The sequence below is a fragment of the Lachnospiraceae bacterium GAM79 genome (assembly GCA_020735665.1).
Lineage (GTDB): Bacteria > Bacillota > Clostridia > Lachnospirales > Lachnospiraceae > Coprococcus.
The window spans coordinates 136,252-154,895 of record CP085928.1 but is presented as its reverse complement, the minus strand read 5'-3'; the positions used below and the strand labels follow the sequence as shown (position 1 = coordinate 154,895).

At 40.4% G+C, this 18,644-nt stretch carries 18 protein-coding genes; all 18 read right to left on the bottom strand.

Annotation, left to right across the window (positions count from 1 at the left end; all coding sequences use genetic code 11):
• Positions 1 to 96: 96 nt before the first annotated feature.
• Positions 97 to 1,320 carry a peptidoglycan DD-metalloendopeptidase family protein gene (locus LK416_00735; protein UEA74736.1) on the bottom strand — a complete coding sequence of 408 codons (1,224 nt, stop codon included), beginning with the start codon at positions 1,318 to 1,320 and terminating at the stop codon, positions 97 to 99.
• 15 nt (positions 1,321 to 1,335) lie between these two features.
• Entirely contained in the window at positions 1,336 to 2,244 is a 909-nt protein-coding gene (ftsX, locus tag LK416_00730) for a permease-like cell division protein FtsX (protein UEA74735.1), read from the bottom strand.
• Positions 2,234 to 2,920 carry a cell division ATP-binding protein FtsE gene (gene ftsE, locus LK416_00725; protein ID UEA74734.1) on the bottom strand — a complete coding sequence of 229 codons (687 nt, stop codon included), beginning with the start codon at positions 2,918 to 2,920 and terminating at the stop codon, positions 2,234 to 2,236. The genes ftsX and ftsE overlap by 11 nt, the downstream gene beginning before the upstream one ends.
• Positions 2,921 to 3,048: 128 nt before the next feature.
• Positions 3,049 to 4,137: a helix-turn-helix domain-containing protein gene (locus LK416_00720; protein UEA74733.1), complete on the bottom strand. Its 1,089-nt coding sequence runs from the start codon at positions 4,135 to 4,137 to the stop codon at positions 3,049 to 3,051.
• 208 nt (positions 4,138 to 4,345) lie between these two features.
• On the bottom strand, positions 4,346 to 5,458 hold the full coding sequence (ugpC, locus tag LK416_00715; GenBank protein UEA74732.1) for a sn-glycerol-3-phosphate ABC transporter ATP-binding protein UgpC: 1,113 nt from the start codon (positions 5,456 to 5,458) through the stop codon (positions 4,346 to 4,348).
• A gap of 197 nt (positions 5,459 to 5,655) precedes the next feature.
• Complete coding sequence (locus LK416_00710; GenBank protein UEA74731.1) at positions 5,656 to 6,519, bottom strand: YitT family protein; 864 nt, start codon at positions 6,517 to 6,519, stop codon at positions 5,656 to 5,658.
• Positions 6,520 to 6,749: 230 nt separating this feature from the next.
• Entirely contained in the window at positions 6,750 to 7,307 is a 558-nt protein-coding gene (locus LK416_00705) for a LytR C-terminal domain-containing protein (protein ID UEA74730.1), read from the bottom strand.
• Between the two features lie 483 nt (positions 7,308 to 7,790).
• Positions 7,791 to 8,033 carry a hypothetical protein gene (locus LK416_00700; protein UEA74729.1) on the bottom strand — a complete coding sequence of 81 codons (243 nt, stop codon included), beginning with the start codon at positions 8,031 to 8,033 and terminating at the stop codon, positions 7,791 to 7,793.
• Between the two features lie 101 nt (positions 8,034 to 8,134).
• Positions 8,135 to 8,869: an SDR family NAD(P)-dependent oxidoreductase gene (locus LK416_00695; GenBank protein UEA74728.1), complete on the bottom strand. Its 735-nt coding sequence runs from the start codon at positions 8,867 to 8,869 to the stop codon at positions 8,135 to 8,137.
• A 27-nt stretch (positions 8,870 to 8,896) separates the two neighbouring features.
• Positions 8,897 to 10,033 carry an arsenic efflux protein gene (locus LK416_00690; GenBank protein UEA74727.1) on the bottom strand — a complete coding sequence of 379 codons (1,137 nt, stop codon included), beginning with the start codon at positions 10,031 to 10,033 and terminating at the stop codon, positions 8,897 to 8,899.
• Between the two features lie 124 nt (positions 10,034 to 10,157).
• A complete protein-coding gene (locus tag LK416_00685) occupies positions 10,158 to 10,598 on the bottom strand; it encodes a transcriptional repressor (protein UEA74726.1) in 441 nt (146 codons plus the stop codon).
• A 137-nt stretch (positions 10,599 to 10,735) separates the two neighbouring features.
• On the bottom strand, positions 10,736 to 11,401 hold the full coding sequence (locus LK416_00680; protein UEA74725.1) for a phage holin family protein: 666 nt from the start codon (positions 11,399 to 11,401) through the stop codon (positions 10,736 to 10,738).
• Positions 11,402 to 11,644: 243 nt separating this feature from the next.
• Positions 11,645 to 12,991, bottom strand: a complete 1,347-nt coding sequence (gene gdhA, locus LK416_00675) for an NADP-specific glutamate dehydrogenase (GenBank protein ID UEA74724.1) — start codon at positions 12,989 to 12,991, stop codon at positions 11,645 to 11,647.
• Between the two features lie 221 nt (positions 12,992 to 13,212).
• Positions 13,213 to 13,815 carry a hydrolase gene (locus LK416_00670; GenBank protein ID UEA74723.1) on the bottom strand — a complete coding sequence of 201 codons (603 nt, stop codon included), beginning with the start codon at positions 13,813 to 13,815 and terminating at the stop codon, positions 13,213 to 13,215.
• A gap of 206 nt (positions 13,816 to 14,021) precedes the next feature.
• Positions 14,022 to 15,410, bottom strand: a complete 1,389-nt coding sequence (gene gltA, locus LK416_00665) for an NADPH-dependent glutamate synthase (protein ID UEA74722.1) — start codon at positions 15,408 to 15,410, stop codon at positions 14,022 to 14,024.
• Positions 15,410 to 16,297, bottom strand: a complete 888-nt coding sequence (locus LK416_00660) for a sulfide/dihydroorotate dehydrogenase-like FAD/NAD-binding protein (GenBank protein ID UEA74721.1) — start codon at positions 16,295 to 16,297, stop codon at positions 15,410 to 15,412. Before LK416_00660 ends, gltA begins: the two co-directional genes overlap by 1 nt.
• 157 nt (positions 16,298 to 16,454) lie before the next feature.
• On the bottom strand, positions 16,455 to 16,889 hold the full coding sequence (locus LK416_00655; GenBank protein ID UEA74720.1) for a YolD-like family protein: 435 nt from the start codon (positions 16,887 to 16,889) through the stop codon (positions 16,455 to 16,457).
• A gap of 15 nt (positions 16,890 to 16,904) precedes the next feature.
• Positions 16,905 to 18,431 (bottom strand): DNA methylase, encoded by a 1,527-nt coding sequence (locus LK416_00650; GenBank protein UEA74719.1) that lies wholly within the window; start codon positions 18,429 to 18,431, stop codon positions 16,905 to 16,907.
• Between the last annotated feature and the right edge of the window lie 213 nt (positions 18,432 to 18,644).

Below are 18,644 nucleotides of genomic sequence, written 5' to 3'. Positions count from 1 at the left end.
CCCGATCTGTCTGTTGTTTTATCCTATGTGTAATTCTGTAAAATCCCACAATTCTGACCGTGATCACATTTCTGCGGTTTCGGTCTTCATCTTGTTTTACAGGTAATCAAGTGGATTTACATAAGTTCCGTTTATCATTACACCAAAATGGCAATGTGAACCTGTACTATATCCGGTGCTTCCTGCCTTTGCAATTACCTGTCCCTGTTCTACTGTCTGACCCACACCGACTACCAGCTGGGAATTGTGCATATATACAGTAGATATACCATTTCCATGATCGATCATAATGTAATATCCTGCGGATGAACTGTACTGCGAGATAACAACCGTACCGGCCGCTGATGCAACAACATCACTTCCGGTTGGACATGGAATATCGATTCCCTTATGGTTAGAACTTGCACCTGCTGTAGGTGATGTTCTCGGTCCAAAATACGAGCTGATTCTGCTTCCCTGTGTAGCCGGCCACATAAATGATCCACCGCTCGGTGTATAATACTGTGGTGTAGTACTTCCGCTTCCGCCACTGCTCTGCTGCTGTGCAGCCTGCTGTTCTGCAAGTTTTCTCTGAATCTCCGCAATCTGGGCATCTGCTGCATCCATTTCTTTCTGATATTTCTCAACCAAAGATTTCTGTGCATCGATATCCTGTGAATATTCAGCAATCTTCTGATTCTTCTCATTGATTGCTACATCCAGATTTGATTTCTGTGTTTCCAGATCTGCTTTAACAGATTCAACCTCTTTCAAATCTGTCTCGAGAGTTGTCTCATATTCTTGGATCTTCTGTCTTGTATCGATCAGTGCATTTAACTGCTTCTGGTCATAGCTTGAGATCTGCTCTACATATTCTGACTTATTTAACATATCCGTAAAAGATGCGGATGACATCAATGTATCTATGTACTCAACTTCTCCATTTTCATAGAGATACTGAATACGCTTCATCATTGCTGCATACTGATTGTCTTCCTCAACCTGCGCTGCTGCAAGATTCTTCTTTGTCTCATCAATCTCTGTATTTAATTTATCTTCTTCTTCTTCCTTTGCAGTAATCTGCGTCTGAATATCTGAAACCTGCTTATCCAGTGCTTCTACATCACTGATCAACTTATTCTGCTTCTCTTCAAGGCCATCCAACACGCCCTGAGCTTCTTTTTTATTTCCTTCCGCTTCATTCTTGCTGTCCTTTGCATCCTGAATACTCGTTGCCGAAACCCGAGATACAGGCGGCATTGCAGCAAGTGCAACTGCACATACAATAACAAGCGCCGTCTTTTTGAATTTTTTCATTAACGGTATCTGAATTTTCTTCAAAATAAAGACCTCCTCTTATACTTTCAAATGTTTTCTGGTAGTGATCAAACTACCAAATAAACCTACACCTATACCTAAAATAAGCCCAACAGGAATCATTGTTTTAAACAATTCTTCCTTACTTACAAATGCGAATACAGATGTAATTACTGCAAATCGTCCTGCCACATATTCCAGAATCTTCTGATACATAACATATAACAGATAAAGCGGAATAACAGAACCGACTGCTCCGATAATAATACCTTCTATTATGAACGGCGCACGTACAAAGAAGTTCGTTGCACCGATCAATTTCATAATTGCAATTTCTTCCTTACGAACTGTAATGCCAATGGTAATCGTATTGCTGATCAGGAAGATGGATACCAACATCAGGATTACCACAATTCCGATAGAAGCATATCCTACCAATGAGGACAATGTCGAGATACTGTCAGCTGTAACCTCAGAACTTCTGACATTTCGCACTCCGTCTAAACCTTTTGCAAATGCTACAAACTCAGCCTGTTTGGATACATCCTTCAACGTTACCTCATAAGAAGCAGAATTCTTTAACGGGTTATCATCTCCGAATGCTGCCTTTGCAGCCTCAGGATCATCATAATTCTGCTCACAGAACTTATCAAATGCTTCATCTGCACTGATATAATCCATTGTATTTACATAATCAAGGACTCGTATCTGTTCACCGATCAACTGAACCGTTTCGTCCGGAATATCTTCTTCAAAGAAAATCGATATCGTTACATTATTCTCCAAATCCTTCATTCCTGACTGAAAGTTTACAACAACTGCATATACAATACCAAATATGAACAAACATGAAATAATTGTACCGATTGATGCAAGAGAGAACAATATATTTCTTCTGATGTTCGTAAATCCCTGTCTCAGGATATAAAAGAATGTACTAATCTTCATCTATATAACCACCTTGTTTTTCATCGCTGATAACCACACCTTTTTTTAATGTGATTACTCTCTTTCGCATCTCATTTACAATATCCTTATTATGAGTTACGACAACCACTGTTGTTCCACGCTTATTGATATCATCAAGCAGTTCCATGATATCCTGTGAGTTCTTCGGATCCAGGTTACCGGTTGGCTCATCGGCAAGGATGATTTCCGGATTGTTTACCAGTGCTCTTGCCATGGCAACTCTCTGCTGCTCTCCACCAGAAAGCTCCTTCGGATAAGATTTATACTTATCCGCAAGACCTACCAGCGTCAGCATAGCCGGAACTCTACGTCTGATGTATCTCGCAGGAGTCTGTATAACTCTCTGTGCAAATGCAACATTTTCATAGATGGTTCTGTCCTTTAACAGTCTGAAATTCTGAAATACAACTCCGATCTTTCTTCTGACCTTCGGAATATTCTTTCTTTTTATAGTTTTATAATTATATCCTGCTACACGGATAGACCCAGAGGTCGGATCTAATTCCTTTAATAACAGCTTGATCAATGTTGTCTTACCTGATCCGCTGCTACCAACAATAAAGACAAATTCGCCTTTCTCTATATTAATATTAACATTCTTCAGAGCCGTCATACCACCTGGGTAGGTCATAGTAACATTCTCTAACTCTATCATAATGGTTTCCTTTCAAATTTAACGTCTGTACTTTCTCACTCTTTGCTTTTGCAAGTATAGCAGTAAAATGTGAAATATATGTGTAAATCCTGCATACAATATATTACAAAGAGTCCAGATTCTTCCTTTTAATAGTCTAATGACTCCATATACTTCATATACTTAACTACCATTAACGCAATCTTAAATGTGATCGCATCCTCAAATACACGAAGATCCAGACCGGTACTCTTCTGAAGCTTATCCAAACGATAAACCAGAGTATTTCTGTGAATATATAACTGTCTGGAGGTCTCTGATACATTCAGACTGTTCTCAAAAAACTTATCAATAGTAGTAAGGGTCTCTTCGTCGAACTCATCCGGTGATTTGCCATCGAAAATCTCACGAATGAACATCTTGCAGAGTGGGAGCGGAAGCTGATAGATCAGACGTCCGATTCCAAGATTACTATATGCGATAATGTTCTGGTTCTCGTAGAAGATCTTTCCTACATCCAGTGCCATCTTAGCTTCTTTATAAGAACGGGATACTTCCTTAATCTCATTTACGATCGTACCATATGATACATGAACAGAAGACATAACCTCTGTATTCAGCATATCTACAACAACCTTGGCAATCTTATTCATATCATCATAGGATTCTGTCTGCTTTACTTCCTTTACAAGAATGATGTTCTTCTCATCCACAGCGGTAATAAAATCCTTTGTCTTTGTAGAAAAGATATTACGAACTGTTTCAAGGGCATTTGTATCCTTCTCATTCTTTGTCTCAATGATAAATACGATTCTCCTTACATCTGTATCAATGTGAAGCTTCTTTGCTCTGTTGTAAATATCAACAAGCAACAGATTATCTAACAGCAGATTTTTGATGAAGTTATCCTTATCAAAACGCTCCTTATATGCAACTAAGAGATTCTGAATCTGGAACGCTGCGATCTTACCAACCATGTAAGTATCATCTGTCTCCCCCTTTGCAAGCAAGATATGTTCTAACTGGTTATCATCAAACACCTTAAAGAACTGGTAATCACGAATTGCCTGACTCTCTGCCGGGGAATCAACAAACGCAAGTACTGCTTCTTCACAGTCATCTACATCCTTAAATGTAGATGCAAGAATCTTTCCTTCTGTATCAAGAACACACAGATCGGTTCTTGTAATATTCTTTAATCCATCAATCGTATCCTGAAGTATCTGGTTCGATATCATATATTCTACACTCCTTATTCTTATATTCGGATTCCGTATTCTTTCCCCATCCATTCTGCCTGACGGATAAGCCTCCCGGAAAACATACGAATAACAAAATACACTACTGTACCTATTCTAAATCATATTGCGAAAAAAAAAAAGAGAAAATGCAGAAATTTCTGCATTTTCCCTGTTTGTTTATAAATATTTAAGTATGTATGATCTATTAGCTTACTAAGATCTCCTCTGTTTCCTTATCAAAGATATGAATCTTGCTTAAGTCAAATGCAAACTGTACTGTATCGCCAGGTCTAGCTGTTGTACGAGCATTAACTCTTGCTGTGATATCGAACTGATCGATTGTGAAGTATAAGTAAACTTCAGCACCTAACATTTCGTAAATATTGATTCTTGCATCAATAACGCTTTCCGGTGATGACTCGATGAAGAGCTGCTCATCATGGATATCTTCAGGACGAATACCAAGAACAACTTCCTTATCAACTGCATCAAGTGCAATAAGTCTCTCAGCCTTACTATCAGGAACTTTAATTGAGTGTGAACCAAACATTAAGAGAATGTCTGCTCCGGACTTAACTACCTTACAATCAATGAAGTTCATAGGTGGCATACCCATGAAACCGGCTACGAATAAGTTACATGGCTTATCGTATAAGTTCTGTGGTGTATCTACCTGCTGAATAATACCATCCTTCATAACTACGATTCTTGTACCAAGTGTCATAGCCTCTGTCTGGTCATGTGTAACGTAGATGATAGTTGTCTGTAATCTCTGATGTAACTTGGAAATCTCAACACGCATCTGTACACGAAGTTTCGCATCAAGGTTTGAAAGTGGCTCATCCATAAGGAATACCTTAGGTTCACGAACGATTGCTCGACCCATAGCCACACGCTGTCTCTGACCACCTGATAAAGCCTTTGGCTTTCTGTCAAGTAAGTGTTCAATATCAAGGATCTTAGCAGCTTCATGAACAGCCTTGTCAATCTTCTCCTTCGGAGCCTTTCTTAACTTAAGTCCGAATGCCATGTTGTCATATACTGACATATGCGGATACAGAGCGTAGTTCTGGAATACCATTGCGATATCTCTATCCTTAGGCTCTACGTCATTTACAAGCTTGTCGCCGATCCATAACTCACCTGAGCTGATATCCTCAAGACCTGCGATCATTCTAAGAGTTGTTGACTTACCACATCCTGAAGGTCCAACGAAAATGATGAACTCCTTATCTTCAATTTCAAGGTTGAAATCCTTAACAGCATTAAATCCGTTAGGATATACCTTATAGATGTTCTTAAGTGATAAACTTGCCATTCTGCAAATACCTCCGTAAATATTATATAGTATTGTTTTATTTATTCATTCGTTCTGAACATAGTGTCATTTTACAACATTCCCCTTCTTTAAACCATATGATTATTGCCCAAAAAAAAATTTAATGTTTTGTTTGTTTTGTATACGACCGCAAAAAAACTAACATTTTGACGATTTTCGCATCGATTTAAGAAGATTTAAGACGAGAATTTTGTGAAACCTTCACCAAAAACCTCCGTTACCTGCCCTACAATCATAAAAGATTTTTCATCAATTGTCCTTATTTTATCCTTTAATTCTACTAATTGTCTACTTGACAAAACCGAAATTATCATTACACGCCCTTCATTCGTATAACCACCCTTTGTTTTCAATACTGTTACACCTCTTCCAATATCATTTATGATACAGGATTTGATCTCATCGCATCTGGAAGAAATAATGTAAACCAGTTTTCCATGTCTGATTCCCTGTACGATCATATCAGATAATTTTGTTGATATTACGATTGCAATAACAGCATACAGCATATTTTCCAGGCCAAATGCAATTCCGCCTGCTATTACGATCACTATGTCTATACCCCCAAGGAATAACGGCGCACCAATATCGTTTCTCATATGATTCAATATCAATGCCATAAGATCCACGCCGCCGGATGACGCATTCAGACGAAACATAAGACCATAAGCGCAACCAAATATAACTCCGCCAAGAATCATATTCAAAAGTCTGTCATGCGTTGCAAGCGGAAGTGCAGGAATAACTGCCAGAAATGCTGTAGAAATAACCGTTGTATATGCTGTCCTTACCATACTTTTTCTATCGAGCAGAAAATACCCCCATATAAATAACGGAACATTGATAACCAAATTCGTCAACCAGACCGGAATTCCAGTTCCCATATTTTCCGTCAGATTTTCTATTATAATTCCTATTCCGGTCACGCCTCCGGGAACTATCTGTTCACTGTTAAAAATCCAAACAACACCCAGTGACATCAAAAACGCCGCCACCGTTAACAATACATACGTTTCTATCGTTTCTCGATTTTTGTTCATGCAACTGCCTTCCATACAATTTTTATATAGTATGTCCGATTTTTTTCGGCATAGTCACCATTGATTATAAATAGCAGTTATACACAAACATCCTTGCACCTGTAAAATATTCTTTATACATGATGACATTTAAAACAAAAAAAGCAGGCACATCACATTTCTGTAATAACACCTGCTTCTCTGTCTGTATGAACAATCTGTATAGATAGGCAATCCGATCATCCTGCTGTTTAGTTTTTAATATCACTTGTTCCAACGATTACAATAATATCATATCCGTCAATCGGCACATCAAAATCGGATGCTGATAACGTATCTGTGGTTGACATTTCCGGTGATGAAAATTCCGCAGCAAGATCTGCTCCATCATATGAACCGGATACGCATACCTTTGATGTCGCGATCGCCGACTGATTATAAGTACCAACTTCTACCGAAGTATATCCTTTACCCTCTAATGCGGTCTTCCATGCACCGGCAACTCCACTGGTTCCTGTTGCATTAATAACAAGGATTTTAGCATCTGTAGATGCAACCGCACCGGTTTCATCCGCTCCGTCCGATCCACTGTTCTCGTCATCTCCATTATTAAACGTCGGATCATTTTCATCCTCTGCTTCTGTTACTATTTCTTTTCCTGTTGTCGTCTTCTTACTGTCTTTCAGAGAATTATTCTTTACTAATGTCTTTATAAGCAGTGCTCCTATTACAACAATGCCAACTGCAAGAATGATTACAACGGCTCTGAGCATTGTTTCCAGAAATAATCTCAATACTTTTTTACCCATTTTCTGGCCTCCATTTTATTTATAAAATATAATGCTTGTCCCGGAATATCCGTTCCGTTCTTTTTGTTAAACAGACTATCAATCCCGTGCATCACAAATGCACCAAAATCATTACTTTTCTGTACACCTTTATTGCACCTGAAAAATTACCTAATGAGTATACCAAACGTACTTTTAAATTTCAACCTGCATTTCTAATTTCTTATTTTCTCTGCCTGATAAATTCTGTCATTATAATTTCAAACCTTATTCCCCTCTTACTTTCTCCGAATAAAAATAAAGAGTCACTTGCGGGTCTTTCGCACCTACGCAAATTTACAAGGCAATTAACTTCTTCGCGAAGTGCGCACCCTCAGCGGAGCACTTTTTACTTTATAGGGCGATCTTGCCTATAAAGTAAAAAAGATTCCTATATAATATACATACAAGAATCTTTTATATATACTGTTATATAATTATCAAATCTGATAAACAGTCTGCTGCTTATTTCTGTACCCGTTTTTTTCCGCATACCTCACAAACATCTCCACTGTTTACATGCCCACATCCCCAGCATGTCCATTCAACTATTTCCGGCTCGCGCTTCGGCTGTTGGCTCGTTGTCATTGTAAAATTCTTTGATACGATCTCAACATTTCCATCTTTATCCACTGTTGTCTTTAGATCTGCCGGCACGTTTGCTGCTACAACCTCGCCCTTTTTCTTTTTAATAAACTTTATTCCCATAATCTCTACCCCATATCTGCGCAACTTTGCATAGCTTATTTTATAGCAATATGAACAATTTTTCAATAGAGAATTGGGGAAATTGCAAAACGTTTACCGATCTACTGCCAGCCGCCATCAAAGGTCAGTATCTGTCCGGTCAGATAGCTGCCGGCATTTGCTACCGTTATGATAAATTCTGCAGCCTCTGTCTCTGTTCCCATCCTGCCAAACGGAATTTCCTCTTCCAATGCATTTTTTTCTTCCGATGACAGATGCCCGTTCATCGTAGTATCGATAGCTCCAAATGCGATTGCATTCACCGCTATACCGCTCGGTGCAAGCTCTTTCGCAAGAGCCTTTGTGAATGCATTGACCGCACCTTTGGTCGCTGAATACGCTACCTCACAGGAGGCCCCGACATTGCCCCATACAGATGAAATGTTGATAATACGTCCCTTATGTGCATGCACCATGTATGGCACAACCTGACGGCATGTATTAAATACTGACGTTATATTCGTATCTATAATTCTTTTCCAGTCCGTTTCATCCATATCGGTCAGCAGCCCGACATAAGAAATTCCGGCGTTATTGACCAACAGATCAATCTTCTTACCAAAATGTTCGATTACATGCTCTATAAACTGTCTTACAAATGTAAAATCTCCGGCATCACCGATCTCTGCATAACAATCTGTGCCCTGCGCAAGTATCTTCTGTTGAACCTCTTTCAACTTTTTCGGATGGCGAAATGACGTTATGGCTATTTTTTTATATTGTTGTGCAAGGGCTTCCGCCGTTGCTGCACCAATTCCTGTTGATGCCCCGATAACTATTGCTGTTTTCTGTTCCATTCTTTCTGTTCTCGCTGTTCTTTCTATTTAAAATGTGATACCCAACAGATTGATCAATAATCCCCAGCACACACTGGTAACATACAAGGTTCCAACGACCATAATGTTTTCTTTTAATCTGTGGCGGTTCATACGGAACAATACCAGAAGTCCTACGCCTGCACTGACAAGCAATCCTGACATCATTGCTCCAGAACTGAGCATTCCGTCCAGATAAAGCTCTGTAATGATAACAGACGGTGCACAGTTTGGTATCAGTCCAATCAGTGCTGCCATTGCTTCTCCAAGGAACGGTACATCACCAAGAAGTCTTCCAATCGCATCTTCCCCTGCGATACCGATAATAATATTTAACACAAAGGATACCGCCAGAATAAATACCGTAATCTTCAAGGTGTGCTTTAACGCCGACATCCAGATTCCATCCTCACAGTTGCAGTGTTCCTGCTCACACAGATCATGGATATGTTTTTCTTCTATGTCCGTACCATCATAATGGATATGTCCATGATGTGTGTGTGTACTTTTTTCATCGTGGGTATGCATATTTTTTTCATCATGCACATGCACACTTTTTCCATTATGTGTATGAGTATCTTTATAATTATGTGTACATTCTGCATTGACTGTCTGTGTTGCCTGAACGGAATATCCAGAATGCTTCGAATATTTTTCTTTATCTGCACTGTCTGTATTTTTAGAATTATCGTTTTTTGAAGACGCTGTGTGCTTCGTTTTTCTTCCTGCCAGATATCTTCTGCGGATATATTTATTTGCAAGATCGACTGCATAACCTGTAACGATCGCAATACACATTTTTGCAAGCAGGATACGAATAATTGTACCGGCATTTACTGTATGCGAAATAAAGATTGGAAGCATCTCATCAGAGGTTGACATAAATACCGCAAGCACAACTCCTGCTGTGATCACACCACCACTGTAAAGGTTCGCTGCCACACAGGAAAATCCACACTGTGGGACGATTCCAAGTGCTCCACCTGCCAACGGACCAAACGCACCGGCAGACTGCATATATTGCTTCTGCTTTTCTTCTGTTCTCTGCTCCAACCATTCCATCAGCAGATATGTCACTAATAAAAATGGTATTAATTTTACACTATCGATCAGTGCATCTGAAAACGAATCAAATAACAATTCCATACTATCCATCTCATTCCTGAAAATATAATTTGCAACCAAGTTGCATTATCAGATTATAGCATTATTTTGCCCAATGTCAACTCCTATTATCAGAAATATTCAATTTTCAGCATGGAAATTCCTGTTATCTGGTTTTATTTTTCTGTTTCTTTTCTTTCTTACTGCATTCGTCGCAGACACCATATAAAATGGAATCCTTGCAGCAAAGTGTGAACCCATGATCAGACAAAATGTGCTCTGATATCTCTTTCATGAAATCACAGTCCAGATGGATGACCTTTCCACATTCGGAGCATTGCAGATGTAGATGCTTCTGACACCTGGATGGCTGTTCTACATACTGATATCCTGCTTTTTCGCCCTTATCAGCCACATATTTCATCAGTGTCTTCTCTGCGACCAGCTTATCCAGATATCGGTATACAGTTGTTTTATTTACCGAACACTCTTCCTGATCCATATGCCGTATAATATCCGACACATGAACGGCACGATCTTTATTCCGGATCAGATAATCAAGGATCATCTGTCTGCTCTTTGTCTGATATTCATGTTTACGTTCCATCTCAATTCCTGCTTTCTATCTGTTCTTAAGTCTCCACTATGTAAGCTGTTATTCTATGCAGTATCGATCTGCTGTCACATTATCTGCTTTTTGTTACACATTCTATCTATACTTTATCTTCCTACTGCATATTCTAATTACTGCTGCACATTGTCCTGCATCTGCACCGGTACTCCCTGATAATAAGGTGTATTCGGGATATTTCTGAGATCCTGATTTCTCATATACTGAAGATATGCCAACCCCTCATCAGAATATCCAAATCTCGCATTTGGACATGCCTGTGCAAGTACATTCAACAACTCCTGTTTACTCTTTTTCCCTCTTGCCAGTACATTAATAGCAACACGGTTCTTTTGAAAACGATTTTCGATTACATATTCACTTCCGGTTGGAATAAAGTTCGTCGATGTAGTATGCAGATAGATCAGATATACATCCCAGAGCCAGGTCATCTGTGTCGGCTGCTTCTTATTCGCAAGCACCTTATCGGAAATCAATACATATTGGTCTTCATATATTATATGCGAATATAACTGGTCGGCCATCTCCAAAAGCTGCGGGTTATTTTTCAAATAGCCGGTTTTTTCAGGTCTTACAATATTACGAATCCCTATTATGATAAATACAATTCCTAATAATGCAAATAAACCAAACAAAATGATCATACCCATTCCGTCATCTGCATTATCTGACATCACACCTATTGTGATCAATCCGAAAATCAGCATTAACACTGCTCCGCCGACAACCGCTGTGATTCCACCTTTTTTTATTTTTGCCAGTACAATATCTCTCCCCATATCAAGATCCTCCTTTTTTATGTAAAAAGCATACAATATCTATATTATACGAAAAGGTCTCCATAGATTCAATCAAAAACTTTCCATAAAATCATTATAGATTTTATCTGCATATGCCGAAATAAAGCGTTATAGAAATTACTTTTCTGCAATGTCTTTCTTGCAAACGCATATCACGATTCCGGGGTCTTATATTAACATTTACTATATAATAATTATTGTTAGATTTTGACCGGTATTTGATTAGCAAACACCCTGAGCAAGCATAGCTTCTACAACCTTTTCGAAACCGGCAATGTTAGCACCTGCAACATAGTCGCCTTCTACACCGTAACGCTTAGCAGCGTCGCTGATGTTTGCGTAGATTGTCTCCATGATTCCCTTTAACTTGCCGTCAACTTCTTCAAATGTCCATGAAAGTCTCTCTGAGTTCTGGCTCATTTCAAGTGCAGATGTAGCAACACCACCGGCGTTAGCAGCCTTACCACCTACGAATAATACGCCATTCTCCTGTAAGTACTTAGTAGCCTCTAATGTTGTAGGCATATTAGCACCCTCTGTTACAGAGATAACACCATTTGCAACTAATGCCTTAGCATCGTCTAAGTCTAACTCGTTCTGAGTAGCACATGGTAATGCGATATCACCCTTAACATTCCATACACCATGCTCGCCGTTCTTCTTCTCATGGTATTCAGCGCTTGGTCTGGCTGCTGCGTACTCTGTAAGACGTGCTCTCTTAACTTCCTTAACTTCCTTAAGTAAGTCAACATCGATTCCTTCCGGATCATAAATCCAACCTGTTGAATCGGAGCATGTTACACACTTAGCGCCTAACTGATGTGCCTTCTGGATTGCGTAGATTGCAACGTTACCAGCACCAGATACGATACAAGTCTTACCAGCGATATCAATACCATGATCCTTTAATAATGCGTTTGTTAAGTATAATAAACCATATCCTGTAGCTTCTGTACGAGCAAGTGATCCACCATATGTAAGTCCCTTACCTGTAAGAACACCTTCGTAGGATCCACGGATTCTCTTATACTGTCCGAATAAGAAACCGATCTCTCTTCCGCCTGTTCCGATATCACCAGCAGGAACATCGACATCTGCTCCGATGTACTTGCAAAGCTCTGTCATAAAGCTCTGGCAGAATGCCATGATCTCTCTATCTGATTTGCCCTTAGGATCAAAATCAGAACCACCTTTACCACCACCGATTGGAAGTGTTGTCAGTGAATTCTTAAATACCTGCTCAAATCCAAGGAACTTGATAATACCTAAATTAACTGAAGGATGAAGTCTTAATCCTCCCTTGTATGGTCCAATAGAATTGTTAAACTGTACACGGAAACCTCTGTTTACCTGAACCTGTCCATTGTCATCTACCCAAGGTACTCTGAACATGATCTGTCTGTCCGGCTCTGTGATTCTTTCAAGAATCGCATTCTTTCTGTAGAGCTCCTCGTTTGCATCGATACAAGGTCTAAGTGAATCAAGAACCTCTGTTACTGCCTGTAAAAATTCTGGCTGGTCAGCATTTTTCTTCTTTACGATCTCCAGCACTTCATCAACGTATGACATCTTAAAATCCTCCTTAAATTAATTATAAGTAAATCGCATCTCTGCGAAATTCATTTGGAGTAGTATTTTCTCTTTAAGAAAATTTCCACTTAAGATTATAAACAATAGACTTGAATTTATCAAGTAAAAATATGATTTTTATGAATTTTTTTATCTTTTTAATGAAAAAGCAGGATTTTCTTAAGTTGCAATGCGCTAAAGTGCTAGCAAATTAGCGGAATTTACAGGTCTTCCATCTCTGCCTTGATCTCATCCTCCGTTGCTGCCATTGCCTGTAATGTCATAGTCAGAAGCTTCTCAAGCTCCCAGTTAAGCTGTGCAGCACCACGTTCAATCACTTCTCTGGAACAACCTGCGGCAAATCCTTTGCTCTTATATTTCTTCTTCAGTGACTTCAGTTCCATATCCTTTGTACTCTTTGACGGACGCATCAATGCCGCTGCCCAGATCAGGCCTGTCAGTTCATCTGCTGCAAACAGAACCTTCTCCATCTCATGAACCGGCTCTACATCGATGGTTGTACCACATTCCACTGTAATTCCATAACCATGAGAACAGACCGCATGAATAATATCCTCTGACACACCACCATCTCTTAACAGCTCCGGTGCTTTCAGACAATGCTCTGCCGGATACAGTTCAAAATCAATATCATGAAGCAGACCTACGATGCCCCAGTATTCAGCATCTTCACCATAGCCAAGTTCATTTGCATACCATTTCATAACAGCCTCAACTGTAAGCGCATGCTGAATATGGAATGGATCTTTATTATATTTCTTCAGTAATTCAAACGCGTCATCTCTTGCAATATATTCCTTCAATGTCATAACCTCTTCTCAGTATATTTTTAATAATTTTATATTCAATATCTCGTGAGCATAGTTCTATCACTTTATACCGCATCTCAAAATAGACTCCATTTTTTTAATCGGTATACAAATCCAAAAATAAATGGATGGTATTACTATTAAACGTCTTGCGGAATAATAGATAATACCATCCTTTATTTTGTTTCAAAGACTATATATTAATTGAGTCCTTTGAGGTACTCGTCAATGCCCTTTGCTGCTGCCTTTCCGGCTCCCATAGCAAGGATAACTGTAGCTGCACCGGTAACTGCATCACCACCGGCATATACACCTGTCTTTGTGGTCTGTCCGTTTGTCTCATCGGCAACGATACATTTCCACTTATTTGTATCAAGTCCCTTTGTTGTAGATGAGATCAGTGGGTTTGGTGAAGTACCAAGTGACATGATAACCGCATCCACATCCATGACGAACTCAGAACCAGGAATCTCAACCGGTCTTCTTCTGCCTGATGCATCCGGCTCACCAAGTTCCATCTTGACACATTTCATGCCCTTAACCCAACCCTTTTCGTCTTCAAGGATCTCAGTTGGATTTGTAAGGAGATCAAAAATGATTCCCTCTTCTTTTGCATGATGTACTTCTTCTACTCTGGCAGGAAGTTCTTCTTCACTACGTCTATATACAATATGTGTCTCAGCACCAAGTCGAAGTGCCGTTCTTGCAGCATCCATTGCTACATTACCACCGCCGACAACGGCAACCTTCTTACCAACCATGATAGGTGTGTTAGAGCCTTCCTTGTAAGCCTTCATCAGGTTACTTCTTGTCAGGTACTCATTTGCTGAGAATACACCATTTGCATTCTCACCCGGAATACCCATGAACTTAGGAAGTCCTGCACCGGAACCGATAAATACTGCTGAGAAGCCTTCCTCCTCCATTAATTCATCTATCGTTACAGATTTACCGACTACAACGTCAGTCTCAATCTTAACACCTAAGGATTTTACATTTTCGATTTCTTTCTTTACTACGCCATCTTTTGGAAGACGGAATTCAGGGATACCATAAACCAGTACGCCGCCTGTCTCATGAAGTGCTTCAAAGATTGTTACATCGTAACCCATCTTTGCAAGATCTCCTGCACAGGTAAGACCGGATGGACCGGAACCGATAACTGCAACCTTCTTGCCATTCTTCTCTGCTGCCGGTTCCGGCTTAATGCCATGCTCTCTTGCCCAATCAGCAACGAAACGCTCCAGTTTACCGATAGATACAGGATCGCCCTTGATACCTCTGATACATTTACCTTCACACTGTGTCTCCTGTGGACATACACGGCCACATACAGCAGGGAGTGCTGATGATTTGCTGATCACCTGGAATGCCTCTGCAAATTCGCCCTTCTTTACATGAGCGATAAATCCAGGAATATCAATAGAAACAGGACAGCCCTTTACACACTGTGCATTCTTACAGCCAATACATCTTGCTGCTTCTGCCATTGCTTCTTCTTCATTATATCCGTAACATACTTCTTCAAAATTCTTTGCACGAACCGCAGGTTCCTGTTCACGAACCGGTACTCTATTTAAAACGTCCATTATTTGTCACCTCCACACTGTCCGCATCCACCATGATGGGTGTCGCCTTCCTTGGCTGCAAGATATGCTCTGCCTTCCTGTGTCTTATAGATCTGCTGACGCTCCATAGCTTCTTCGAAGTTTACAAGATGTCCGTCAAATTCAGGTCCGTCTACACATGCGAATTTTACTTCGCCGCCAACTGTTACTCGGCATGCACCACACATACCGGTACCGTCTACCATGATCGGATTCAGGCTGACAACTGTAGGGATCTCAAGCTCTTTTGTAAGCTTACAAACGAACTTCATCATGATCATCGGTCCGATTGCTACGCATACATCATATTTGTTGCCTGCGTCTACAAGCTTCTGAATCTCATTTGTAACAACGCCCTTGCTTCCATATGAACCATCGTCTGTTGTAATGTAGAGATTTCCGGCAACTGCCTTCATCTGCTCTTCCAGAATGATAAGCTCTTTGGATCTTCCACCGATGATAACATCAGCGGCTACTCCATGCTCATGTAACCATTTTACCTGTGGATATACAGGTGCGGTTCCTACACCACCGGCTACAAATAAGATCTTCTTATTCTTTAATGTCTCTAAATCTTCTTCTACTAATTCCGACGGACGGCCAAGCGGTCCAACAAAATCTGTAAAGCTGTCTCCAGCCTTTAAATTCTTCATCATCTCTGTTGCTGCACCTACTACCTGGAATACAATAGTGATCGTGCCTGCTTCTCTTGAATAATCGCAGATTGTAAGAGGAATTCTCTCTCCATCTTCTGAGCCTCTTACGATTACAAACTGACCCGGAAGACAATTCTTTGCTACTCTTGGTGCTTCCACGTCCATAAGATAGATTGCATCTGTCAACGCTTCTGTTCTAACAATCTTAAACACGTTTTTATCCTTCCTTTCTCTTTTCCCGACTCTCCACACAAGACTCAGGAATACTACACTGCCGAAATCGCACAATATGGTCCATTATAGCATCTATTAACAAATACTGTAAAGGTGTAATTTTCAGGCATTATCATATTATCATATGATTTTTACGTTACTCCAAACCGGAAAACAGATCGCTTTCTATCCGACTGATATCTTCAATCGGTATGATCGTTGCATCTGCCATGATCACCGCTCTCCTGTACAGATCGATTCGCTTAACGATACCGGAATGCGTAACATATTCTCCTCCGGCTTTTCTCTCATCCTGTACGAAATAGGTAATATCCACTAACTGTTCTGTACCTATATTTGCTGAAATAATGTTTAGTTTCTCATTCAATTCTTCCAATACTTCATCACTGAGCACCCGTTTCTCATCTGTCCGTCTGGCAGTCTCACGAATCGCCGCCGCATGTCCTGTCAATGCTGCAAATGGCGCAAATTGTGCCGCCCGGTCATAGAGTGACATCTGCGGATGTGTCTTTGAAACAGGGTGTTCCAAATGAATGATATCATCATATTTATGGTTGTTCTGATCCTGCATGTTATATATACCTCTTTATGCCTTATGTCCGCCGATCTGTGCATTTCTGTCTTTCGCCGTTGCTCCCTCCTGCAGGTTCATCCCCTTCAGAATTGCATTTTTCCCATATTTTTTCTTAATACTGAGCATAGCTTCCTGCATGTGACGTTCCCGATCCAGATCTGCTTCCTCTTTTTCCCTTTGTTTTTTTACAGCCTCATAATCTGTAAAAAAATCAAGCTGCTCATACGCATCGTCATTCGCGACAGTATGTTCATCCGCCAGTTTATTCGCGGTAATATTGATCCTCCGGATCAAAAGATCCTTGTCAACGATCCGGTCATACAGTTCCATTACCGCATCCATAAGCATCTGCGTCGATGAGGTCTGCCGCTTCAGATTGATCGTTCCATGCGCATGCTTCGGAACCTTTCGTCCATAACGATCCGTTGTAACAGCGCCTTTATATCTCTTCTTTCTCGCCGGATCTGTCAGATTATCAATATCATATCCGATCGTAAGCACGATCTGATCCGTAACAAGTCCCTTGTCCACCAGATCAAGCGCCATAAGATCGGTCATTTCCTTCACAACCAGCCTTGTCTTATCAAAATCATACGGACAATGCAGTACCTGTCCGGTGCAAATACTATTTGTCTCCGGTTTATATGCCTTGATCTGCTCCATCGTGCAAGGCTCATATCCCCATGCATGATCGATCAGCAGCTCTGCATTAATGCCAAATAGCTTATACAGTAAATCTTCATTATATAATTCATTTGTCTTTCCGACCGAGCATCTCGCCACATCGCCCATCGTGTATAGTCCATATTCGGCTAATTTCTTCGCGTAGCCCTGACCGACACGCCAGAAATCTGTGATCGGCTTGTGACTCCAGAGCTTCCTGCGGTATGACATTTCATCCAGCTCCGCGATCCGCACTCCATCCTTATCCGGTTCGATATGCTTCGCCACAATATCCATCGCGATCTTACAAAGATACAGATTGGTTCCGATTCCCGCCGTCGCTGTGATTCCTGTCGTCTTTAACACATCCTGTATCATCGTCATAGCAAGCTCTCTGGCTGTCATATGATAGGTATTCAGATAGCCGGTCACATCCATAAATACCTCATCCACCGAATAAATATGGATATCCTCCGGTGCAATGTATTTCAAATAAATGTCGTAGATCCGTGTACTGTATTCCATATAAAGCGCCATGCGCGGCGGAGCAATAATATAATCCAGCTGAAGAGTCGGATCTGTCCCCAGCTTCGTGCTGTCATCCGATGCTCCGGTAAAATGATGATCCGGTATATTCCGTCTTCTTATATTATTTGCTTCTCGCACCTTCTGAACAACCTCAAATAGTCTCGCCCTGCCCGGTATTCCATATGCCTTAAGGGATGGAGATACCGCAAGGCAGATCGTTTTCTCCGTCCGGCTCGGATCTGCCACTACCAGATTTGTCGTCAGGGGATCTCTGTTCCGCTCTCTACATTCTACGGAAGCATAGAAGGATTTCAGATCAATCGCTATATACGTTTTATTTTCTTCCATTTATCTATGCTCCTTTCGTATATCTTATCACCATCATCCGACGGTTGTTCTGCATTTATTCCACGCTTCAATTATATGTAAAATGGTTGGTTTTCTCAATGGGAAAATACGGATACCTAATAAAGCGCCGCCTGTTTTCGGTGCTATATCAGGGATATTATTGAGGCAAAAAAGTCCAGATACATCATTTCTGCCATATCCGGACTTCTATAA